We start from the raw sequence: 21,197 nt of genomic DNA, 5'->3' as shown, positions 1-21,197 counted from the left end.
CCAGAAGAGCGCCGCACGCCCCGTCCTCCTCCCGCTCCCACCGTCTGGAACCACCATGTCCGGCAAGCACCAGGCCGAAGCCACGGCCACCGTCAAGTTCCCCCACCGCAGCAGGCGCGGCGTGCTGCTCGGTCTGACCGTCCCGCAGTTGACCGTCGTCGGCCTCACCGGCCTGCTCCTTCTCGGCGTGATTCTGACCCGAGGCGTAGTCGGCGCCCTACAGCTCATTCCGCTGTGGGCCGTCATTGCCATGCTCGTCTTCGTTCGCCACCGGGGCCGTGCCCTGGCGGACTGGGCTCCGATCGTCAGCCGGTACGCCGTGCGCCGGATGCGCGGCCAGCTCCTCTGGCTCACCCGGCCTTCCCGCCGGCCGACCCGCGAAGGGCTGCTTCAGCTTCCCGGCACCGCTGCCAGTCTGCGCGTGGTCTCTGCTCCCGACGGCGGGTACGGTGCGGTCCACGATCCGCACAGCGGCACGCTGACCGCGGTCGTCAAGGTCTCCTCCCGTGCTTACGCGTTGCTCGACCCGGGCACCCAGCAGGCCAACGTCAGCGGGTGGGGACGCGCGCTGGCCGCGCTCGCCCGCACCGGGCAGATCGCCCGCATCCAGGTGATCGAGCGCACCGTCCCCGACTCCGGCGATGCGCTGCGCCGCTACTGGGAAGAGCACGGCCAGCCGGACGCCCCCATGGCCGGAGCGGTCTACAACGAGCTGATCCAGAGCGCCGGCCCCGCAGCCGCCCCGCACGAGGCGTACGTCGCGGTGGCCCTGGACGCCAAGGCGGCGCGGCGGCTGATCAACCAGGCCGGTGGCGGCCTGACCGGGGCCTTCAGTGTCCTGGCGCAGCTCACCTCTACTTTCGATCAGGCCGCGCGGACCGCCGGACTCACCCCGGCCGGCTGGCTTACCGCCCGCGAGATCGCCGCCGTGGTGCGCACCGCGTACGACCCCAAGGCTCTTCCGACGCTGGACCGGTGGTCGACCACCGGCCGTCCCGAAGTCGAGCCCGCCGCCGCCGGGCCTGTCGTGGTCGTCGAGAAGGCGGACCACATCGCCACCGACTCCGCCGTCCACGCCACGTACTGGGTGGAGAACTGGCCGCGCACCGAGACCAGCGCCGGCTTCCTGCACCAGCTTCTGTTCACCGGCGGGGTGAGGCGCACGCTGTCGCTGTCCTACGAGCCGAAGGGCCTGGACGCCGCCCTGCGCGACGTGCAGCGCAAGAAGTCCAGCGTGATCGCCGATGCCGCCGAACGGGCCCGGCGCGGACAGGTCGACTCCGAGGCGGACTCGATCGAGTACCAGGACATCAAGTCGCGCGAGCGCCAGCTCATCGCCGGGCACGCGGATGTCGCCCTGACCGGGCTGCTGACTGTCTCGGCCGATTCCGAGGACGAACTGCGGACCGCCTGCGCGGTGGTGGGGACCGCGGCCGTCGGTGCCCAGCTCGACCTCCGGCCGCTGACCTGGCAGCAGGCCGAGGCGTTCACCGCCGCCGCCCTGCCGCTCGCGCTCACAGCCTGACCTCCCACTTCGGAAGAGCACCCTCATGTCCCGCACCGCCAGCCCGACCGCGCAGGATTTCGTGCCTTTCGCCAGCGCGGCGCTCGACTTCCACCGCGCACTCAACATCCCCGGCGGCCTGCTCGTCACCAGCCGCGCCGAGCTGGACACCCTGCACGCGCACCTCGTCTCGCTGTACGGGCTGCTCGACGCCCACGCAGCCCGAACTGGTCAGCTCCTTGCGGCCGAGGGCGACCAGCTCCGCACCGCCCGCATCCGGATCTGGCAGGCCGCCGAACACCTCCACGCCGCCTACCACGCGGCACCCCGACCCGACTCGGGCGAGCTGCCCGAACCCGAGGCGTGCCGGGCCGGCCTGCCCGAAGGGGCACCGGAGCTGACCATCTGCCAGCGCCACCAGCGCACCGCGCACCTGGTACGGCGCCGCACCACCCCGGCCGACCTGCACGCGCCGTTCACCGGCCTCATCCGCCGCTGACCTGTCACCTGTCTGGAGAAACGTTCATGCCTCGCACCCGCGCCAGCGCCTCTCCCCTGTTCGTGCCCCGCAAGACCTCGCGCGCCGAGCAGAGGGCCGCCCGAGCCGGCTTCGCCGAGGCCCGCCACAAGGCCCGCCTCGCCGGAACCCCGCCCAAGCACCGCGCCGAGCAGACCCTCGACCCGGAAATGCGACCCGCCTACCCGCCGTCCGGTCGCCCCTGCCCGGCCTCGGCCCGCGGCGGCAAGCTCCGCCTGCCCGCCCACCGGATGACCACCGCCACCGCCAGCGGCGCCTACCCCTTCGTGGCCGAGGGCGGCCTGGGCGCGGAAGGCGTCTTCATCGGCCGCGATGTCCACGCCGAGGCCGCCTTCTGCTTCGACCCGTTCTCGCTGTACAGCAGCGGCCGGATCGAGGGCTTCACGAATCCGAACGTGGTCCTGGCCGGGATCATCGGCATGGGCAAGTCGGCGCTGGCGAAGTCCATCGCGACCAGGTCGATCGCCCATGGTTACCGGATCTACATCCCTTGCGATCCCAAGGGAGAGTGGACGTCCGTCGCGCAGGCCCTCGGCGGCTACAGCATCGCCCTGGGCCCGGGGCTGCCGGGCAGGTTGAACCCGCTGGACGCCCCGGCCCGGCCCGCCTCCGTCAGCGAGGAGGACTGGTCGACCGAGGTCCGAAAGCGCCGCCTGCTTCTCCTGGCCGGCCTGGCCCGCACCGTGCTGAAGCGCGATCTGCTGCCGATGGAGCACACCGCCCTGGATCTCGCCCTCGACCTGGTCGTCGCTGACGCTGCCGCCCGTGGCACGGTGCCCCTGCTCGGCGAGATCGCGCACGCTCTCGGCTCTCCGGAACACCTCGACCGGGCCTTCGGCCGCCAGTCGGGACACCTCGGATCTGCCGCTCAGGACCTCGCGCACGCCCTGCGCCGCCTGGTGCACGGCGACCTCAGCGGCATGTTCGACGCCCCCTCAACGGTGGCCTTCGACCCGTCCACGCCGATGCTGTCCATCGATCTCTCCCAGCTCGGAGGGAGCGGCGACGACACCGCGCTGGTTCTCGCGATGACCTGCGCTTCAGCGTGGATGGAGTCCGCCCTCGCCGACCCCGACGGCGGTAGGCGCTGGGTGATCTACGACGAAGCATGGCGGCTGATGCGGCACGTCGGCCTGCTGGAACGCATGCAGAGCCAGTGGAAGCTCTCCCGAGGACTCGGCATCGCGAACCTCATGGTCATCCACCGCCTCAGCGACCTGCTCAGCGCGGGTGACGCCGGCTCACGCGGCCGAGTGCTGGCCGAGGGACTCTTGGCCGACTGCTCCACCCGCATCATCTACCGCCAGGAGCCCGACCAGCTCGCCGCCGCCGCTTCCCTGCTCGGCCTGACCGGCGTAGAGACCCAGGCGGTATCGGCCCTGACCAAGGGCCGGGGCCTGTGGAAGGTCGCCGGTCGCTCCTTCATCACCCAGCACATCCTGCACCCGGCCGAACGCGAACTGTTCGACACCGACGCCCGCATGTCGGCCAAGGTCCGTGAGTTCACGAATACCGACGTCCTGATCCCCGTGAACCGAAGGGTGGACCCCCACCGACCTGCACCTGCAGGTCACCACAGCGTGCCTCCGGGGAGCGAACCTGCGGGAGTAGAGACATAGCCCAACGACCGGCACAGGAACAAGGATCGATCATGTCTGCTTCCTCCACTTCTCCCGCCTCCGGCGGAAACCAGCCGCCCACGGCCAACGATCCCCTGGCGTGGCGGCGGCACCTCCCGGCGCTGGCCTCAGCCGCCGCCGGCATCAATGAGGCGTGCGACGCCTGGGACGCGGTCTCGGACTCCCTCTGCGACGCGGACGGCTGGCCGCTGGACGACGAGGTGTACGCGGACGGCAAGGTCAAGCGAGACGCCGCAGCGTGGAAGCACGCCGAGGTGTTCCTCGACCACGGGCCCGAGGTGCTGGCCGGGGTCCGCGCCGCCACCGACGGCCCCGACTACGTCGAGGGACCGATCAGCGACGACCTGCGCCGACTGCGCGGAATCGACACCACCCTGGCCCGAGCGCATCAGCTTCGGCATGAGTGGGACCAGATCATGGCGCTCATGGACGGTTCACAGCCGAGCGTGCTCCACCTCTACCAGGAGCGCGCCGAGGAGCACCGCAACAGCGAGGGCTGGCACTACGCGCACGAGCTGTCCTACCAGGGCCCGGCACTCGTACGGGCCGGCGAGTACCTGGTCGGCCGGGCGGAGGCGGAACGGCCCGCGCAGACCGAACGGGCGCGCGTGGCCCTGACCCGGTCCACGCCCGGCGCCCGCAGTATTCCGCCCGCTTCGCCTCCCACTCCCCCGGTGGCCAATCCGGCGGCCCCCGCTCACCACCGCGGACGCTCCTAGCACCGAGTTACGGCAGCGCCAAACCGGCTCACCGCCGGATCCTCATGGACCACCCCCTTTCCAGCCCCCGGGCCTGCGGCTCACGCCACGGCCCCGGGCATCCGGCAACGGAGAAACCCCATGCAATCCGACAATGTCCTGGTCACCTTCGAGCGGGAGGGCTCGCACATCCGCGCGTGGATCAGCGCATCGTCCTCCCCGCCTGCGGCTTCCGAACAGGACCACCGGTACGCCACCCTCACCGCTGCCCTACGGCAGCGCGGCTTGAAGTGCACCGTCGAGTACGGGCTCAGCGACTACATCGTCCACGCCGAACTCCCAGACGGCAGTTCACTGATCATCTCGCCACCCCAGGAACCGCCCTCCGAGAACCCCGAGATCCCCGAGAGCTGGATGGCGACCCGTCACCGGTCCGCCGAGCCCGCAGTGTACGAAGTGATCTACGACTCCGAGCCCGACGGCCCCGACGCCCGGCACGGCGGCAGCGTCCCTGATCTCCTCTCCGCCGTCGACGCCCGCCTGGACCGGCTCGGCGTGCCCCCGCGCCAGGAGCGGGGGCACGCCGAGGAGCACGCCGCCGGCGCCGTGCTCCACCGCGCCGGCTTCGTCCCTGCCGCGGCGGTCGGCGGTGCGCACTATTACCGGCTGCCCTCTGCCATGACCGACCCGGCCGAACAGCGACTGGCGGCGACCCGGGCCTTCGACATGCTGCAGACCGAGGGCTTCCGGGCCCAGACACAGACGGGCAGGACCTTTCCTCCGACCTCTGTCTCGTCACGGGTGAGTGCCGCTCTCGCCTCTTCGCCGTCGGCCGGACAGCATGCGCTCCCGGCCGGTCCGCCGGCGGAGCCGTCCGCAGGCGCCGCGCCGCCACCCACACGTCCCTCGTCCACCCCCGGTCGCTGACCATCCACCGTCTCGGAGACCTTCGTGTACCGCACCGGCAGAAGCGAACCGTCCCCCGCCCACCACTGCACCCGAGCCCACCCCGGATGGATCCGTCATGCCCAGCCACTACGACGTGTTGCCCGATCTCGCCTTCGGCCACCACCCCGTCTACGGCATCGTCGCCGCGAACCCGAAGAACCTCGCGGCCAGCACGTGGATGCTGAAAGGGTTCGATTTCCACCCCATTCCGGACCAGCCGACGCTGTACGCGCTGGCCCATCAGGAACGTGACGGGCACGGCCGTACGAGCCGAGCAGTCGAGCTGCTGCGCAAGGCCGGCTACCGAGTCGACGTGGACGCCGCGCTCGATCCCTCCTTGGCACCCGAAGCAGCACCTGCCCGCAGCCGGGGCCCGCAGGGCGAGCCCGATGTCGCCTTCGCCGAACATCCGCAGCTCGGCATCGTCGCGGCCATCGACGACCGTGCCTCCGGCCTCAGCGGACTTGCCTTGGCGGAGCACGGCTGGCGGCACAACCCGATCCTGGACATCTACACGTTGCCCGTCACCACCGGCCGTGACGAGACGCTGGGGAAAGTCGCCGACGCCACACTGGCCCTGCACCGGTCCGGCGTTCAGGTCGCAGTGCACCCTTGCCTCGCCCAGGAGGTAGCAGCACGCCCCCGACCTGTCGCCGCAACGGCCGCTTCCCCTGTTCGCGGCCAGGACGCCCCCCGTGCATCTCCGGTCAGTGCCGCCGCGCTCGCTGCCAGCCCGGCCCGCGCCGGTCTCCCGGGCAAGGCGCCGGTCCCCGCCCCCGCCGCTCCCACAGCGGCGGTTCGGCCGGTCGACCCCCGTATCGCGTTCTCCCGCGACCGCTGACCCAACCTCCGTGAGGAGAAGGCCTCATGGCCGTTGCTGGCACTTCCGCCTATTACAACTTGCGGAATGCTGCCCGCCAGCCTGCCCTGGAGGTGCTCCAGAGATCTACTTCACCACCATGAAGTCCCTGCGATCTGCGTCGGGCCGCCAGCGCGGCAAGGATATTCTCCCGCGTTCGGCGATCTTTCCTCTCGCAGATAGGCGCATGAAGACATCAGCTGCGCTTAAGACGGCCTCGAACGGCGAGCACGGCGAGGCCGAGGAGTACCGGTTCGACGACCCGACTGATCATTTCGGTGTAGGTACCCCATGCCGTCAGGTTCTGCCCGCTGGAGCGGAATATGGCGGAATTCAAGACTATTCTCAGGGATTTGTCCAGCCGTTCCACACTGAAGCGCCGTCCCATCGGTAGCGTTAGCACCGGATCCGGGTTCTCGACTCGGAGCTCGATACGGCCCGCAGGTGTCGTAGTTTCGGTGACTATAGGTCGGGGTGTCGAATTCGGCAGACCGATGACCATTATCAGGACGACGGTGACGGCTACTGTGGCTGCGAACCAAACCACGGCACGAGACGCTCGCATCCCGTAACCAGAGAGGGCCCAGTAGAGGTGCAGAAGCAGGCGCTCGCCGTGGGGGATGGTAGCGCTATGGCGGCGCATCTCCATCTCGCCGTAGTAGAAGTCGGCCGCGCCGGGCTCGTCCTTGCAGTCCTCAAGGTTCTTGCGGAGCTGACGGTAGATGGAGGTGAGGGTGGCCAGGCCCGGAGGCTCGCCGCCCGGCGGGGCTGACCAGCCCCGCCGGGCGGCGGCTGGGCGGCTGGGCAGCGCGCGCCAAGCGCATTCCTCCGCGATCACAGTTCGGTGGGACCACCAGAGAGGCAGGCCGGACCGCCAGTACAGCCCTGCGGGCGGGCTGGCAAATTCCCATCGGCCCTCGCGACGCAACTGGTCGAGGTGGTGCGCTCCGGTGAACCGGCATTCGCTCATGTCGACGTCAGACAGAAGGAGTTTGGCGGCGTCGATGCCGCTCAGTGACATGATCTTGGCCATGGGCTCGTGTCGTGCGGTCATAATCTCCTGCAGTTGAAGGCCGTCCCGCTGGTACCGCTCAGTGCGCACAGTGAACGGCTGGACAAATTCCGCTTCGGATAGGTCGACCCGGGCGTGCCGGACCCCAAGCGTTATTGGCCCTTCGAAGCGGGCTCGTTTGCAACTAATCTCCGCCGCAGAGATCACCAGGGTCGCTTGCAAGGAGAAATTCGCACGGAAAAGGCTCACCCTCTCCAAACAGGTCAAGGGGCCCAGGCGCTGGGTACCTCGGAAGGCGGCAGATCCGAAGTCCAGCTCACTCGCGAAGACGGCACCGTGGGACAGGACGTCTCCTGCGAATTCGGTGGTGATGAAGTTGGCCTTGCCGTCGAAACGCGCATCCACGAGCTGGAGGTCGCCGCCGAAATTCGCACCGCTGAACGTTGCCAGTCCAGCGAAGAGAGCCTCATTGAAATAAGAATGGCTATCGAACGACGCTCCTCGAAAGGTAGTTTCGCCTTCGAACTTTCCTCGGGAGAAGTTTGCCGCGGCACGGAATCGTACTTGCCTGAAATTCACCCCGCCCGTAAATATTGCGCCGTTACACAGAGCTTGCCCAACCACAGAGATGCCATCCGCAGGGTCCCGTAGAGCGTCCAACAGCTCGGTCAGCAGTTGCTCCGTAACGGAGACGGCACGCAAGTCGAGGTCTGCGCCTGGCGCTAAGGCTGCCAGGTAGGCGGCGCGCTCTGCATCGTCCAGATGTGCGAGACAGGCGCTTCGATTCTCAGCACGGACGCCACGACATCCCACTGAATCGCTGGCTGAGGTACCCCTGCCGCAGTAGGGCCATTGAGGAGGTGCGGCGTCGGGTTCGGCGTCGGTCATGGGAAGAATCATGTACGAACAGCCGTACGCACGTAGCCACTTCGGATAACCGGGCAGGTCCGCCTCGCCGCGGATATCGAGCTGTCCACGCCTCGACCGCCGCGATCCATCTGCTTTACCCCGAGACCTCGGGCACGCTCACCCACTCCGTTGTATCGGCCCTCCCTCATGATCGTCCATCGCTCCTCCCAACAGGACGACCTCACCGAGCTGATCCAGGCCGCCACCGAGGCTGACCGGCCGAGCGAAAACCCCTACTTCTGACCGACCGGGCGCCCCGCTGCGGCGGGGCACCCGGTCTCCTTCCGCTGCCGGCGCGCTGGGGGCTCCGAGTGGCCTGCGGTCTTTACCAGCGATCTCCGGCCGGACCAAATCCCGGATTCGCTGGATTCTCTCCCTGTCGGCCCGACCATCCGGGTCCCTCTCCGTCGATCCCCTTCGAGGTAGCCGCCGTGATCGCCCATCTACAGCACGCCAGCGACACCCCCGACCTGCTTGCGTACCTGTATGGGCCGGGTGAGCGCGGCAACCACACCGGCCCCCGGTTGATCGCGGGTGACGTTCACGGAGCCCCGATCGAGCTGCTCGCCGAGCCCAGCTCGCTGCCCTACCTGGCCCATGCGCTCGACGCGCCTGTCGAGCGCCTCGGAAGCCGCGCCCCTGCACAGCCGACCTGGTCCTGTTCGGTCCGTTCCGATCCGATCCGCGTCAGCCCGATCTCACCGACACGCAGTGGGCCACCGTCGCCCGCCGCCTGGTGTCCGCCGTCGGGCTCGCCCCGGAAGAAGACCCTGACGCCTGCCGGTGGATCGCCCTGCGCAACCAGCCCCGACAGGTACACATCGTGGCCACCCTCGCCCGCGAGGACGGTGGTCTCCACACCACCTACCGCGACATCTTCCACGTGCAGACCGAGTGCCGGCGTATCGCCGCCGAGCTGGGACATCTGCCCCCCGTTCCCGACCCAGGCCCCCCGCACCAAGGAGACTCCCGTGCCTGCCCGTTCGATCACCATCACGTCCGAGTTCAGCGGCAGCGTCGTCGCCAAGGGCGCCACCGATGACCTCTCCGCCCAGCTCCTCAAGCACGCCGGCTTCCAGCAGATCGACGACTGGCACGGCCGGCGTCATCGCCTTCCCACCACCACTCCTATCGCCGACAAGGTCGCCATCGCCACCCACGCGGCTGAGATGCTCCGCGCCGCCCGCTATGACGTCGAGCTTTCTCCCTCGCTCGATACGGCTCGCACAAGCCCTCCAGTACACCCCCTCGGGCCCTACATCGCCGGAGCGGAACTCCTCCAGATCACCGACCGGATCGGGGCAGCCCAGAACGGAGCCGACCTTCAGCATGCGGTCGACCACCTCCTTCACCCCGAGCACGGTGCCCTGGAGCGCGTCCGGGAAGCGCTGGAGGCAGCGGGGGAACAGGTCAACGACCTGGATGAGGAGGCGTACGCGCTCGCCGACCGGTTCGCCTTCGCTTCGGAGTTCGTCAGCTCGGCGCAGTCCGAACTCGTCGGCTCCGAGGCCGAGCTGCGCCGTGTCGGCACCGCGTCCGAGTCCCACACCAAGGCACGGACGCGGTCCTCGGCTCTGCCCGACCACCGAGATGCTGCCCTGGCCACGTCCCCCGCAGCGGCCAAGGCCAAGGTCGCCTCGTTCCCCGGCGCCGAGGCGACGAACTCCACCACGGCCGCGCGCCCGCCACACACCTCTGGTCCGCGGCGGACTGGCTGACCCTGTCGGTCACGCCGTGAATCCGCCGCTGCTTCCTTCCCTTGCCAGATTGAGCAGTTCCCGCAGGTGGGAGCAGGCAGTGCGCGTGCTCCCACCTGGCTCGCCCCAGGACAACCACCGAGGAGGAATCGTGCCCGAGTACTACTCCAGCATCGGCGAGGCCGTCGGCGCCGCCATGCAGCACAACATCCGGCTCGCCCACCGCAACGTGGCACCCAGCTCTGACACGCCGCTGCAGGTCCGGCACCTGCCCAGCGCTTCCTCCGACCCGTACTCCGTCCGCGGGATGATCGCCCGCCTTACCGAGGACGCGACGCCCGACGAGGTGGCCGGGATCCTTGAGGAGGTCAACGGTGCGCTGGTCGGGGCTTTGCCTCAGTTGACCGAACTGGTCGCCGCTGCCGCCGACTGGACCCGCGTTCGCCTGTCGTTCGAGGATCCACATCGCAATCCCACCTTCGAGACCTGGACGCGGCTGGCTGCCGCATACGGGATGCTCCAGGACGTCTGGGAGCAGTTGGAGGTCGCCGAGGATGGGGTTGCCGCGTGCCCGGCCGAGCGGACCGATCCCTGGTACCACAAGAGGGTCAACGTCCTGCGGACCCGGGATCTGCTCGACGATGTCTTCGGCGCCAGCCCGGTCGCCGCAGCGCCTTCCGCCCAGGATCCGGACGCCGACCGCCAACGTGCCGCCCGCGCCTCCCCGCCGCCCGGCACCGCAGAAGCCCCGGCCAACCTCGTCGTCCACTCCGTCGGCGAGAACGTCGATTCCGAGACCCGGCGGCAGGCCGCCGCCCGCCAGGTCTCACCCGTCGCGGCCAAGGCCAAACCCGACACCACCGCCCCCTCGCCCGTCGCGCCACCCCCACCTGTGGCACGCCCCGCCACCCATCAGCGCTGAAACGTCCCCGTTCGACCGCCAAGGAGGAGACCGGTGAACTGCACAAGAGCCGAGCGCGCTCCGCCCCTGCCCGTTCGCACACCCTAGGAACCGCCGTGCCCTCCCCGCGTACCAGCGCGCCGTCGACCACCACCGGCTCCGACGCGCTCCTCTACCTCCTGTTCGGCGTCATCGGCGCCGCTATGGTCTTCGGCTCCCTCGCCTGGCTGACCGGCAACTTCACCAACACCCTCGTCGGCAACGGATCGTGGGCTGCGTTTCGCGCCACCGAGGCCCTGCTACACCCCGAGATGATGTGGCCGGCCCTGAGCACCACCGCGCTGCTGGTCGGCGCCCGCGTCGTGCCCGGCCTGCTCACCCTGGCCCTGATCACCACCGGCCTGGTGCTGTGGATGCGCTGGCGTTCCGGCTCCAAGTCGGGTCTCGCCCGCAAGGCCGACCTGGCACCTCTGCTGGACAAGGAGATCACCGCCAAGGCGAAGAGCCTGCGCCCGTCCCTGGGCGGCCGGGAGGGTAAAAGAGGTCGCGCCTGCTGACCGCGGCATCCTGCTCGGCACCCTCGACCCCGGTCGGGTGGAGGTCCGCGCATCCTGGGAGGACGTGATCGTCGCGATCATGGCCCCGCGTTCCGGCAAGACGTCCGGGCTGGCGATCCCCGCGATCCTATCGGCGCCCGGTCCGGTCCTGCTGACCAGTAACAAGGCTGCGAACGACGCCTTCACCGCGACGGTGGACGCCCGTGCCGAGGTCGGCACGCTCTGGACCCTGGACCCCCAGCAGATCGCCCACCACCCGCGCGAGATGTGGTGGGACATCCTGGCCGACGCCCGCGATCTCGCCGGGGCGAAACGTCTGGCCGGGCACTTCGTCACCGCGAGCGTGGACGAATCGAGCGGCTCCGACTTCTGGTCCACCGCCGCGTCCAACACCCTCGGCGCCCTGTTCCTGGCCGCCGCCAGCCACCGACGGCCGATCACCGACGTCCTGGCCTGGCTCGCCATGCCGGCCGATCGCACCCCGGTGGACCTGCTCACCGACGCCGGCCACGACGCGGTCGCCGCCCAACTCCAGGGCACCGTCTCCGGCGCGACCGAAACACGTGACGGCATCTACGAGACGGCGCGGCAGTACGCGAGCTGCCTGCTCGACCCGGACGTCGCCGCCTGGGTCACCCCGAACGAGGACCTCCCCGAGTTCCAGCCGTTCGCGTTCGCCACGTCCCGCGACACCCTGTATCTGCTGAGCAAGGACGGCGGCGGCAGCGCGAGCGCGATCATCGCGGCGGCGGCCGACGCCGTGATGCGCGCGGCCGTGATCGTCGCCGAGCGCTCCGGCGGGCGGCTCGACCCGCCTGCCTTGTGCGTCCTCGACGAGGCCGCGAACGTGTGCCGCATCTCGGATCTCCCGGACCTGTACAGCCACCTGGGCAGCCGGGGCGTCATCCCCATGACGATCCTGCAGTCCTACCGGCAGGGCCAGCGGTGCTGGGGTGAGGCCGGCATGGACGCCCTGTACTCCGCCGCCACCATCAAGATCATCGGATCGGGCATCGATGACGCGGACTTCGCTGACCGGCTCAGCCGTCAGGTCGGTGACCACGACGTCCAGACCACCTCGGTGTCCACCAGCGAGAGCGGCAAGTCCACCTCGGTCAGCATGCGCACCGAGCGGATCCTGCCGCCGGACGCGATCCGCGCCCTGCCCAAGGGGAAGGTGCTGCTGCTGGCTACCGGCATCCGGGTCGCCATGCTCAATCTCAAGCCCTGGTACAAGGAGCCCTTTGCCAAGGTGGTCGGCCCGGCCTCCGCCCGCGCCACGAAGGCGATCACCGAGCGGGCCCTCGCGAAGAGCATCGGCCAAGAGGACTTCGGGCTGTCGGCATGAGCGCGCCCACGCCGCGTCCCGGGCGACTGCCGCGCTCGCCGGTCGTGCTGCGTGACGGTCAGTGGTGGTTGGTCAGCGGGGCCGGGTCGATCCTCGCCACCGATCCCGCGTTCACCAGCAGGCTGGACGCCTTCGCCACGGCGGTAGCCGCCGCCGACCAAGCAGTCGCCGATCTCCACGCCCGGCAGAACACCCCCTCCAGTTCCGACGCAGGAGGTGCGCGATGAACCCGCTGCTGGGTGCGGAGCAGGCACTCCTCGGCGCCGTGCTCCTCGACCCGGGTCAGCTCTCGCACCTGGACTGGCTCGCACCGGATCACTTCTACCGTCCGGTTCACCAGGCGCTGTTCGCCGCGCTGCGCAAGCTCCGAAGCGACGGCCACCCGGCGGTCGGAGCTGACGGGCCGGTGCCCCTGTCATGGGTGACCGACGCGGCCAAAGAGGCCGCCCTGCACGTTCGAGGGCTGACCCCGGTCTACCCCCACACCCTGATCCAGGCATGTCCGCGACCCGAACATGCCCCGGTGTACGGCCGTATGGTGCTGGAGGGGGCGATCCATCGCACCGTGGCCCAGCACGCGATCCGACTCCACCAGGTGGCTCGGGCCGACGCGTTGCAGGGGGAGGTCGAGGGGGCGCTGCGCTCGGCGGATGTCCTGACCGGGGTGCTCACCGATCTTGCACGGCGTTGGGGAACCGACCCTCGCCCGGTCGTGCCAGCCTCTGCACCGGCCACTGCCCCGGCCGCCTCGCCGCCCCTTCAGGCCGACCAGGTCGCCGAGGACGAGCGGCTCCTCCTGGCCGTCCTCGCCGAGCAGCCAAGGGCCATGGACGAGGTCGTGGCCTGGCTGCGGCCGGAGGACTTCGTCGACCCGACCCACGGGCGCCTCTACCGGTGCCTCGGTGCGCTGCACCACCGGGGCGAGCCCATTGACCGGATCACCCTGCTCTGGGAAGCCCAGCGGCGTGGTCTGCTGGCCGACGGCACCCTGTCGGGCGAGCGGCTGACCGCCCTCTGCGACGGCGTGGGTGCCGGCAGCGCCGAATGGCTCGGGGAACGGGTGATGCGCTCCTCCCTCACTCGTACCGCAGCCGCCTCCGCGCGTGCGGTGCGCGCTCTGGCCGAGGACGAAGCCCTGGTACCTGGCCGGTTGATCAACTACGCCCTGCACGCCCTCGGCCCGCTCGACGAGGTGCGCGTCCGCTGGGAGACCGCGAACGGCAACCCGGCACCGAAGACACCGTCTTCGGCGCGCGTGCCGGACGGGCCACTACCGGCCCGGGTGCGCGCCGCCCTCGCCCGGAGCACGCCGCGCCCAGTCCCGGCGTCCTCGGTCCGTCCCGGCTCCGCACCCACCCCCTCCGCCCCCAGGCCGCCCTCGCGCGGTCACAACTGACAACTCCTTGCTCTCCTTCTGGACATCACATGAACAGCACCCCCAGCTCTGACATCCGTGCCATGCGCGCCACGGCGTCGGCCCTCGACGCCCAGCGTGGCAAGCTTCCCGTTCTCGAAGATCCTCATCACTCGCCCGACGTGGTCGACGTTGCCAGGCAGATCTCCGAACTCGGTGAGCTGATCACCGATCTGGGCAACGAGGTGCGCTTCAGTGCCTCCCAGGAACCCGAAGCCCACACCGCCAAGGTCATCACCGGCTTCGCTGCCACAGTGCGGCCCACCGGTCAGGCGGCGTCCGCCCTCGGCGAGGTCGCCCGCCAGCTCTCCTTCCTGGACCGGACCGAGCACCTGCGCAACCAGCCCGACGCCGACGACGCGCGGGAGGCCGCAGTGCACGTGATCAACGACTCGCTCAACACGGCAGACATGGCGCTGCGCGAAGCCGCCGACTCTCTTCGTGCCGCGTCGGCAACCGTTTCGCCTCCGTCCGTGCGGCTCCGCGCTGCTCTCAGCCGGTCCGCGGCTGCCCCTTCTGTCGCGGCACCGCCTCCCGCCGCACAGACGGCAGCAGTTCCTGCGGGCGTGGTCCGACGGAGCCGGTGACATGCCCCCCCACGTCGTGCGCCCTCCGCTGATCGGCTCGCTCTGCTCCGGGTACGGCGGGCTGGACCTCGGTGTGCAGTCCGCTCTCGGCGGCACGCTGGCCTGGCACGCCGAGGTGGACCCGAACGCCTCGCGCATCCTGGCCCGCCACTGGCCCGGCGTCCCCAACCTGGGCGACATCACCACCGTCGACTGGTCCGCGGTCCCCCGGGTGTGCGTCCTGACGGCGGGCTTCCCCTGTCAAAGACGTCTCGGTCGCCGGCCGTCGCGCCGGACTCAACGCCCAGACCCGCTCCGGGCTGTGGCTGCACGTGGCCCGTGCGGTCGAGGCCCTCCGACCCTGCCTGGTTGTGATCGAGAATGTGCGCGGCCTCCTCACCTCCCCCGCCGGTTCCCCTGGCGACGTGGAACCCTGCCCGTGGTGTCTGGGAGACACCCCAGGCCAGCCTCCTCTGCGGGCACTCGGTGCCGTACTCGGATCCCTGGCCGACCTCGGGTACGACGCGAAGTGGCTCGTGCTTCGCGCCTCCGACATCGGGGCCCCACACCGACGCGAGCGGACCTTCCTCGCCGCCTGGCCCGCCGGAGACCCTGCTCAAGACGCCGACCAGCAACATCGGCAAGAACGGCGGCTCGCAACACCCGTCGAAGCGGAAAAGCGGGGGACACGGGCCGAACCTCGCCGACGAGGTGGAGTGGCTGCTGCCAACCCCGAAGGCGTCGGACGGGACCAAGGGCTCGCCGAACCAGCGGCACGGCAACGGGGACATGACCCTGCCCAGCGCGGCGGCATCGCTGCTGCCCACGCCCAAGGCCAGCGACACGAGCACCCCGGGCTGCCGCCCGGGGAAGGGGTGGCGTCCTCCCTTGTCGGCAGTGGTCCTGCCGCTCTGGACGGAGGAGTCGCCGGAGGCCGAGGAGCGGACCGGCGATGGGGGCCGTACGCAGCCGCGATCACCCGATGGGAGAGGCTCACCCGTCCCGCGCCCGCGCCCACCGATGCGGCCGGGCGGCTGCGCGCCGGTTTCGTGGAGTGGATGCAGGGTCTGGCCCCGGGCTGGGTCACCGCCACCCCGGGACTCGGGCGGCCGGCGCAGCTCACCGCTCTCGGCAACGGCGTCGTCCCACAACAGGCGGCTCAGGCTCTGCAGTTGCTTGCACCACCCTTCCCGCGCTGTCCTCGCTGCGCGGGCGGGTAGCGCTCCACTACCGGATTTTCCCAGCCGGGCCAAGCCGCTGTTTCTCCGGATCCTCTCGGATATGTCGCCGTCTCACAGATGGAGCACGCCTTCATGTCCGACACCAGCCCGACCACCGCCCCCGGCCCCGAGCCGTTCCGCGTCACCGACGAAAACCTCGATGACCTCGCCAGCACCCTCGCCAAGACCATGGCCGAGGTCAGGCAGCACGGCGTCATCCTCGACCGCCTCGGCTCCGAGCCCGAACTCCTACCCCCTGCTAACCAGCAGGCGGACGGTGCTCCGGAAGCCGGGGCGGCCGGCCCCGAGCAGGCCGACGGCCCCGCCTCGGTGTTCATCGTCGCTCTGGGCGGCGAGACGTACGCCACCGAACTCGCCGCCCTCAGCGACTGGGTGAACTACCTCTTCCTCCCGATCTACGGCCGGGAGATCAGCACGAGTCGTCCGTGGTGCGCGCAGTGGCACGAGCACCCCGAGGCGGTCGCCCGGCTCCACGCGCTCTGGCTCGCCTGGCAGCAGTTCACCGACACGGAGGCCGGTCTGTCCGGCCCGTCGACCTGGCACCGCGACCATCTGGACCAGACGCTGGCGCACCTGCGTGCCCCCGACGGGCCCTTCGCGGCGTGCACGACGAACCCGAACCGCCCCAACCATCGCGTGCTGGCCACCCCGGCACCCGAGCAGACAGGGCCGGCGGCATGAGCGACGTACTCGACTTCCATCTTGACGATCTCGCACCGTCGGACGCTAGTTCCGAGTTCGCGGAGCGAGACTTCTGGGCCGGCGACGTTACGGTCCTGGCTGAACACCACACCCCTCCCGATGGCTCCCACAGTTTCGTCGTCGCTCACGACGGATCGGTCGCCTGGGGTGCACCGGGTGAACCGCAAGTAGCAGCGATCAAGGTCGGGCGGGACCTCAGCCTGCACACGTTCACCTTCGAGCTGACCTATCACGCCACAGTGGCCTTCGCCCAGAACTGGTTGATCAAGCGCGGGTGCCCGCCCGAGCAGATCAACCAGACCGGTGGGACCCTCCTGAAGCCTGCCGATGACCTCACTCTCCAGGTCGAACACCAGATCCGGGAGTCGGGAACTCGGTATGAAGTGCTCGGCAGCCAAACCTCGGACTTCAACCCGTGTGAGGCGTGGACGCTCACCCGGAACTCCGCCGCCGATCAGGCACCGATCCGTGTCTTCCTCGAAGAGGGCAACTTCAGCACCCACACGTACACGATGCGCGAGGGCGCCTACGCCGACATCGGTGCAGCCCAGACCTGGCTGGATGAGCGCAGCGGTCCGCTGCCCGAACCGCCGGAGTACAGCGATCACAACGGCGCCGTGGTCCGGGCCCGCATCGCTCAGATCGCCCTCGCTCGGTCGTCCGGTGCCTCCACGACACCGAAGACGGATCCCGACGGCCCCCGCACCAGCCCAGTGCAGCGCCCGGTACAGGGGAGGCTGCTGTGAGCCGCGCCCGCTTCGCCTTCGCCGCACACCCCGACGCCATCGCCGACCTGCGGGAACTCCCCGACACGATCCGTGATCTGGCACTGCTGGAACTGCAGAACCTGGTGCACGGCAGCGACGACTGCCTGCCGTTGAAAGGCCGCCTCGCCGGCTTCCACAAGGTCTATGTCGACCCTTCCGTCGCCTATCGGATGGTCATCCAGTTCCGCCCGGCCCCGCCGACCTCGGCCCACAAGCGCGAGGTCTATCTCGTCGCCGCCGGCAGCCGGCAGGACTACGCGGTCTACCGCTCAGCCCACCTGCGCACCGGCCCTCAGCAAAGCATCGAGACCGACGCTGCGACCCAGGCCCGCGTACAGGCCGCCCGGTCCCGGTCGACGCTCAGCGTCGACCGGCCGACAGCGGGCCCGGCAACTGCTCCAACACCAGCCCCAGCCCCGGCAGCCGCTCCCCGAAAGGCCCCCCAGCGATGACCACTGACCGCGCACCCCTGACCTGTACCGAGCTGGCGGATCTTCTCACCGATGCCGCGCAGAGCGTCTCCGGCATCCTCACCGCCGAGTACCCCACCGCCGCCGGCTGCTCCTACCTGCACCCCGTGCTGGGCCCGCTGTCCGCCGGCCCCCGGGTGGTGGGCGAGCTGAACGACCGGCTCGAAGGGTTCGTCGCCGCCGAGCCACGCCCCGCCACACCGGCGGGCCTGTTCACCCTGGCCTCCTACGCCTCCGCGCTGGGGTGGCTCGTCGAGTCCTTCGCCGAGCTGACCGTCTCGGTCGACCAGATCTGCACCCGGGTGGGTCTCCCCACCAAGTCCCCTGGTCCGGTCGTCGCCGCCTCCGGTGGCGCCGAGCAGGACGACACGTTCGACTTCGCGTTCAGCGCGCTGGAGCTGGCGGCGATCCGCACCGCGGCCCAGGCCGCCGGCCTCGCCCCGGGCGACTACGTCGAGGTCCTGTCCCAGTCGCTGCTCGCCGCCTCCCGGTTCACCGACGCCTGCATGGAGATCTCCAGCGGCCTGCTCGAAGACGCCGCCTACGTCCTTGACGAGGCAACCGACCACGCCTGGATCGGCGACGGACCGGACAGCCTGCCCACCCTGGTCCGCTCCCTGCTCGCCCGGATGGAGACGCCCCGGTGAACCCCTACGACCCGAACATGCACCCCGGCACCCACCTCGTCTCCGAGACACTCGGCGTCTCGGAATTCAGCGCGCTCAACACTACGCATCACCACGGCGGTCCGCTGCACCAGGCCACAACGCGGATGGTCGGAGCCGCATACGAACTTGACAAGTGGCATGACCGGGTGACGGTCACGGCCAAGGACGCTCTCCGGCTACTCGAACCCGTCGGGCGCGGTGAACTCGGCGGTGCTCGCGTCTCATACGCGATCCTGCGGACCACAGTTCCGAAGCTCGGAGAACTCCTCACCCAGCAGGATCGGGCCTACGACCAGCTCTTCGAAGCCATCTCCGCTTACCAACTCCTTCTGCCCAGCACCGAGCGCTCGGCGGCGAAGACCCCCGAGCCGAACCGAGAACAGGGTTTCAGCCGGGACGACGGCTGGGCCATCGCGGGTGATCGCCAGCTCACGGCTCTTCAAGCCGTCGAGGCCGGCGGCCTTCGGGTCCGCCTGACCGGGATCGGTGACGACCCCTACCTCTCGGACGGCACGGACCGGCGCCCCCAGCCGCTGGCCGCGACCATCCAGCGGCTGGTCGCCGACGGACTGCTGCACCAGGACACCAGCGAGAACCCCTACCGGCCCGGCCAGCTCCTCTCGCTCACACCGCAGGGCGAGACCGCCCTCCGTGACGCGCGTACGGCGCCGCCACGCGTGTCGGCCGCCCTCCGCCGCAGCAACAATCCCGCGGGCCCCGGCCCCCTCGCCGACTCAACCGCCGCGCCCGTCGCCACGGCGCTCGGCCAGCCCTCCCGCACCCGCTGACCCCCTTCCAGAAAGGACGCGCTCCCATGCCTGACCCTGTACAGCCTCCCGTCTTCTCCATCGGCTCGATCGATGCTCAGCGGGTCGAAGACGCGCTTTCCCTGATCGGGCCGAAGTGGACCGCCTGGTCCGCGATGACCCTGGCCCAGGAGAGCCGCCCCATGCGGGTACGCGACGTCGCCGCCCGGCTCCCGTTCATCAGCGAGCAGTTCGTCAGCAAGCGACTGGCCACGATGCACGCTGACGGGCTGGTCACACGGCCCGACGACCGTCGAGGTGCCCCGTACCAGCTCAGCGCCCTTGGCACGTCGCTGGCTCCTGTCCACCGCACCATCTCGGACTGGTCCCATGCCTACCTGTCGCTCGGACAGATGGCCGAAGCCGAACGTGTTGAGGACGCCCTGCGCCGTCTGCATCTTCGGCAGTCGACCGCCGTGAGCCAGGTCCTCGACGCGGGCGGTCCGATGCGGTTCGTCCACATTGCCGAGGAGGCCGGCCTGGACAACAGCTACGCCCGGCAGCGTCTCCTGCGGTTGCAGGCCGACGGCCTGGTCACCCGCACAGGTCCGCGTCACGGCGACCCCTACGTGCTGACCGACGCCGGCCAGGCGCTGGGAGCCGTCTACGCGAGCGTCGAGCACTGGAGCAGCCCCATCGCCGAGCGGAGGACCTCATCGTCTCCGCGTCCCGTCGCGGCGGCCGTGCGCACCTACCCCAACGTCCCGCTGTCGGTGGACGGTGCCCGGACCGCTGCGGCCCTGCGCCGCAGCACTGCCGCGCCGAACGCCCTGTTCAGCCACGCACCGCAGCCACAGCCGCGGGTGCCGGCGGCCGTAACCATCCAGCCGGCACCGGGCCGGGGTCGGTGACCAAGGTGGTGAGAGCCAGAACCGTTTCGCCGCTGCCCCGGCGTCCACGTGCGCGCCAGTCATCCGTTCTGCTGCGCAGGCGGGCGCGTTCCCCTCCCCCACTTCCGGAGCCTCGCCCATGCACGCCCCTGATGTCCCGTACCTCTACCAGGAGGTACTGGTCAGTCCTATGTACCTGGCCGGGACCGGCGGGGCCGGAGACGCCGGCTTCGCACCGGTTACTCACTGGCCGCACCACGCTCTCGGCGACACTCCTTGCCAACTTCTCGTCACCAGCCCCGACCACCGCATCCGGATCGGCTGGTTCGGCGACGACTTCGAACTGTGGAAGATCAACGCATCTGAGGACGCCCTCTCCGCACCCCGCTGGAGGGCCACCTTCAACCACCTCACCCCGCCCGAGATCGTCGCCGGCCTCACCACCGCTCTGGCCCGCGACTACGCCGAAGCAGACGCCTATGACGACAACGCCCCTTTCCTCGCCGCCCCGTCGCTCTACTGGGCCGACGCCGTCCGGCCGCTGACCGACGCCGGCTGGACACGCGACGGCGGTGCCGAACGTGGCACCGTCGAGATCATCTCCCCTGACCGGCAGGCGGGTGTCCTGATCGACAACCGTCTCTCCGGCTGGGACGAGGAGACCGTCACCCTGTGGGCCGGTCCGCTGGGCTGGGGCACTCGGGCGGAGGCGGTCTTCACAGCTCGCACCCCCTCCCACCTGATCGCCGCGACGGCGGCCGTCATGGCGGATTCGGGCCCGGTGATCCGTGAACGCCACCAGATCGACCGCAGGTTGGAGCACCTGGTCACGCTGGCCCCGGTCGGCCCGACCGCCGGCCCTCAGGTATCCCGCGCTCCGACCCCTCTCGACGTGCGTCGCACGGCGGTCACCCAGGCCGTCCACCGCGCCACGAGCGCCCCGCGCACCGCAGCCGACCTCCGGGTCATGGCCGCGCGCAGCCGCACTGCGTCTTCGGCACAGAGCGGGCCGAGCAGCCTCGCGCCCGCAACCGCCGCCCGGCCCCCGGCCAGCTCGCCGGCGCTACGACACGGCCGCTGACCCCGCCCCGCACCTCTCCGGGACCGCCCACCCAATCGAAA

At 70.2% G+C, this 21,197-nt stretch carries 21 protein-coding genes and 2 pseudogenes; 21 read left to right on the top strand and 2 right to left on the bottom strand.

The features are described 5' to 3' along the window. The first annotated feature begins 55 nt into the window (after positions 1 to 55). The 6 genes from AB0P41_RS32220 to AB0P41_RS32195 all read left to right on the top strand — a co-directional run bounded on the left by AB0P41_RS32220 (position 56) and on the right by AB0P41_RS32195 (position 6,169). Positions 56 to 1,525, top strand: coding sequence for an SCO6880 family protein (locus tag AB0P41_RS32220; protein ID WP_356714277.1), 1,470 nt, complete (start codon positions 56 to 58; stop codon positions 1,523 to 1,525). A 25-nt stretch (positions 1,526 to 1,550) separates the two neighbouring features. Beyond that, positions 1,551 to 2,003: a DUF6238 family protein gene (locus AB0P41_RS32215; RefSeq protein WP_356714278.1), complete on the top strand. Its 453-nt coding sequence runs from the start codon at positions 1,551 to 1,553 to the stop codon at positions 2,001 to 2,003. A 26-nt stretch (positions 2,004 to 2,029) separates the two neighbouring features. Next, positions 2,030 to 3,661, top strand: coding sequence for an ATP-binding protein (locus AB0P41_RS32210; protein WP_356714279.1), 1,632 nt, complete (start codon positions 2,030 to 2,032; stop codon positions 3,659 to 3,661). 95 nt (positions 3,662 to 3,756) lie between these two features. Beyond that, positions 3,757 to 4,401, top strand: coding sequence for a hypothetical protein (locus tag AB0P41_RS32205; RefSeq protein WP_356714389.1), 645 nt, complete (start codon positions 3,757 to 3,759; stop codon positions 4,399 to 4,401). A gap of 120 nt (positions 4,402 to 4,521) precedes the next feature. Next, entirely contained in the window at positions 4,522 to 5,307 is a 786-nt protein-coding gene (locus tag AB0P41_RS32200) for a hypothetical protein (protein ID WP_356714280.1), read from the top strand. Between the two features lie 97 nt (positions 5,308 to 5,404). Next, positions 5,405 to 6,169 (top strand): hypothetical protein, encoded by a 765-nt coding sequence (locus AB0P41_RS32195; RefSeq protein ID WP_365935641.1) that lies wholly within the window; start codon positions 5,405 to 5,407, stop codon positions 6,167 to 6,169. Between the two features lie 214 nt (positions 6,170 to 6,383). On the opposite strand, the gene AB0P41_RS32190 is transcribed toward AB0P41_RS32195, so the two are convergent. Together AB0P41_RS32190 and AB0P41_RS32185 are read right to left on the bottom strand one after the other, a co-directional pair. Further along, a complete protein-coding gene (locus AB0P41_RS32190) occupies positions 6,384 to 8,087 on the bottom strand; it encodes a hypothetical protein (protein WP_365935640.1) in 1,704 nt (567 codons plus the stop codon). 607 nt (positions 8,088 to 8,694) lie between these two features. Next, positions 8,695 to 9,033, bottom strand: coding sequence for a hypothetical protein (locus tag AB0P41_RS32185; RefSeq protein WP_356714283.1), 339 nt, complete (start codon positions 9,031 to 9,033; stop codon positions 8,695 to 8,697). Between the two features lie 46 nt (positions 9,034 to 9,079). On the opposite strand from AB0P41_RS32185, the gene AB0P41_RS32180 reads away from it, so the two are divergent. The 15 genes and pseudogenes from AB0P41_RS32180 to AB0P41_RS32110 all read left to right on the top strand — a co-directional run bounded on the left by AB0P41_RS32180 (position 9,080) and on the right by AB0P41_RS32110 (position 21,156). Then, positions 9,080 to 9,826 (top strand): hypothetical protein, encoded by a 747-nt coding sequence (locus AB0P41_RS32180; protein WP_356714284.1) that lies wholly within the window; start codon positions 9,080 to 9,082, stop codon positions 9,824 to 9,826. A gap of 130 nt (positions 9,827 to 9,956) precedes the next feature. Further along, positions 9,957 to 10,727, top strand: coding sequence for a hypothetical protein (locus AB0P41_RS32175; protein WP_356714285.1), 771 nt, complete (start codon positions 9,957 to 9,959; stop codon positions 10,725 to 10,727). Between the two features lie 95 nt (positions 10,728 to 10,822). Beyond that, positions 10,823 to 12,611: pseudogene (locus tag AB0P41_RS32170) on the top strand (TraM recognition domain-containing protein). Beyond that, positions 12,608 to 12,838: a hypothetical protein gene (locus AB0P41_RS32165; RefSeq protein ID WP_356714286.1), complete on the top strand. Its 231-nt coding sequence runs from the start codon at positions 12,608 to 12,610 to the stop codon at positions 12,836 to 12,838. The pseudogene AB0P41_RS32170 and the gene AB0P41_RS32165 overlap by 4 nt, the downstream one beginning before the upstream one ends. Then, on the top strand, positions 12,835 to 14,007 hold the full coding sequence (locus AB0P41_RS32160; RefSeq protein WP_356714287.1) for a DnaB-like helicase N-terminal domain-containing protein: 1,173 nt from the start codon (positions 12,835 to 12,837) through the stop codon (positions 14,005 to 14,007). The genes AB0P41_RS32165 and AB0P41_RS32160 overlap by 4 nt, the downstream gene beginning before the upstream one ends. 29 nt (positions 14,008 to 14,036) lie before the next feature. Further along, entirely contained in the window at positions 14,037 to 14,612 is a 576-nt protein-coding gene (locus AB0P41_RS32155; protein ID WP_356714288.1) for a hypothetical protein, read from the top strand. A gap of 1 nt (position 14,613) precedes the next feature. Then, positions 14,614 to 14,796: pseudogene (locus tag AB0P41_RS32150) on the top strand (DNA cytosine methyltransferase); the annotation flags it as partial. 115 nt (positions 14,797 to 14,911) lie between these two features. Further along, positions 14,912 to 15,811 (top strand): DNA cytosine methyltransferase, encoded by a 900-nt coding sequence (locus AB0P41_RS32145; protein WP_365935649.1) that lies wholly within the window; start codon positions 14,912 to 14,914, stop codon positions 15,809 to 15,811. A 93-nt stretch (positions 15,812 to 15,904) separates the two neighbouring features. After that, positions 15,905 to 16,513 (top strand): DUF4913 domain-containing protein, encoded by a 609-nt coding sequence (locus tag AB0P41_RS32140; protein ID WP_356714289.1) that lies wholly within the window; start codon positions 15,905 to 15,907, stop codon positions 16,511 to 16,513. Then, complete coding sequence (locus tag AB0P41_RS32135) at positions 16,435 to 17,280, top strand: glycosyl hydrolase (RefSeq protein ID WP_365935636.1); 846 nt, start codon at positions 16,435 to 16,437, stop codon at positions 17,278 to 17,280. Before AB0P41_RS32140 ends, AB0P41_RS32135 begins: the two co-directional genes overlap by 79 nt. Beyond that, complete coding sequence (locus AB0P41_RS32130; RefSeq protein WP_365935634.1) at positions 17,277 to 17,753, top strand: hypothetical protein; 477 nt, start codon at positions 17,277 to 17,279, stop codon at positions 17,751 to 17,753. Before AB0P41_RS32135 ends, AB0P41_RS32130 begins: the two co-directional genes overlap by 4 nt. Further along, positions 17,750 to 18,418 (top strand): hypothetical protein, encoded by a 669-nt coding sequence (locus AB0P41_RS32125; protein WP_356714292.1) that lies wholly within the window; start codon positions 17,750 to 17,752, stop codon positions 18,416 to 18,418. Before AB0P41_RS32130 ends, AB0P41_RS32125 begins: the two co-directional genes overlap by 4 nt. Further along, complete coding sequence (locus AB0P41_RS32120) at positions 18,415 to 19,227, top strand: large ATP-binding protein (protein WP_356714293.1); 813 nt, start codon at positions 18,415 to 18,417, stop codon at positions 19,225 to 19,227. The genes AB0P41_RS32125 and AB0P41_RS32120 overlap by 4 nt, the downstream gene beginning before the upstream one ends. Positions 19,228 to 19,253: 26 nt before the next feature. Continuing rightward, the gene (locus AB0P41_RS32115) at positions 19,254 to 20,096 is read left to right on the top strand and encodes a winged helix-turn-helix transcriptional regulator (protein WP_365935632.1); all 843 of its coding nucleotides are present in this window, start codon (positions 19,254 to 19,256) and stop codon (positions 20,094 to 20,096) included. 118 nt (positions 20,097 to 20,214) lie between these two features. After that, positions 20,215 to 21,156 carry a DUF317 domain-containing protein gene (locus AB0P41_RS32110; protein WP_356714295.1) on the top strand — a complete coding sequence of 314 codons (942 nt, stop codon included), beginning with the start codon at positions 20,215 to 20,217 and terminating at the stop codon, positions 21,154 to 21,156. Positions 21,157 to 21,197 lie beyond the last annotated feature (41 nt).

This window comes from Streptomyces sp. NPDC079167 (genome assembly GCF_040686735.1).
Lineage (GTDB): Bacteria > Actinomycetota > Actinomycetes > Streptomycetales > Streptomycetaceae > Streptomyces.
This window is presented reverse-complemented; position numbering and strand designations above follow the sequence as displayed.

Excerpts from the sequence above, each read along its gene's own strand:
- AB0P41_RS32155 (WP_356714288.1), top strand. The coding sequence starts at position 14,037 with ATGAACAGCACCCCCAGCTCTGACATCCGTGCCATGCGCGCCACGGCG.
- AB0P41_RS32140 (WP_356714289.1), top strand. The coding sequence starts at position 15,905 with ATGTCCGACACCAGCCCGACCACCGCCCCCGGCCCCGAGCCGTTCCGC.
- AB0P41_RS32115 (WP_365935632.1), top strand. The coding sequence starts at position 19,254 with ATGCCTGACCCTGTACAGCCTCCCGTCTTCTCCATCGGCTCGATCGAT.
- AB0P41_RS32190 (WP_365935640.1), bottom strand. The coding sequence starts at position 8,087 with ATGACCGACGCCGAACCCGACGCCGCACCTCCTCAATGGCCCTACTGC.
- AB0P41_RS32210 (WP_356714279.1), top strand. The coding sequence starts at position 2,030 with ATGCCTCGCACCCGCGCCAGCGCCTCTCCCCTGTTCGTGCCCCGCAAG.
- AB0P41_RS32165 (WP_356714286.1), top strand. The coding sequence starts at position 12,608 with ATGAGCGCGCCCACGCCGCGTCCCGGGCGACTGCCGCGCTCGCCGGTC.
- AB0P41_RS32110 (WP_356714295.1), top strand. The coding sequence starts at position 20,215 with ATGCACGCCCCTGATGTCCCGTACCTCTACCAGGAGGTACTGGTCAGT.
- AB0P41_RS32200 (WP_356714280.1), top strand. The coding sequence starts at position 4,522 with ATGCAATCCGACAATGTCCTGGTCACCTTCGAGCGGGAGGGCTCGCAC.
- AB0P41_RS32220 (WP_356714277.1), top strand. The coding sequence starts at position 56 with ATGTCCGGCAAGCACCAGGCCGAAGCCACGGCCACCGTCAAGTTCCCC.
- AB0P41_RS32160 (WP_356714287.1), top strand. The coding sequence starts at position 12,835 with ATGAACCCGCTGCTGGGTGCGGAGCAGGCACTCCTCGGCGCCGTGCTC.
- AB0P41_RS32125 (WP_356714292.1), top strand. The coding sequence starts at position 17,750 with ATGACCACTGACCGCGCACCCCTGACCTGTACCGAGCTGGCGGATCTT.
- AB0P41_RS32195 (WP_365935641.1), top strand. The coding sequence starts at position 5,405 with ATGCCCAGCCACTACGACGTGTTGCCCGATCTCGCCTTCGGCCACCAC.
- AB0P41_RS32215 (WP_356714278.1), top strand. The coding sequence starts at position 1,551 with ATGTCCCGCACCGCCAGCCCGACCGCGCAGGATTTCGTGCCTTTCGCC.
- AB0P41_RS32185 (WP_356714283.1), bottom strand. The coding sequence starts at position 9,033 with ATGTCCCAGCTCGGCGGCGATACGCCGGCACTCGGTCTGCACGTGGAA.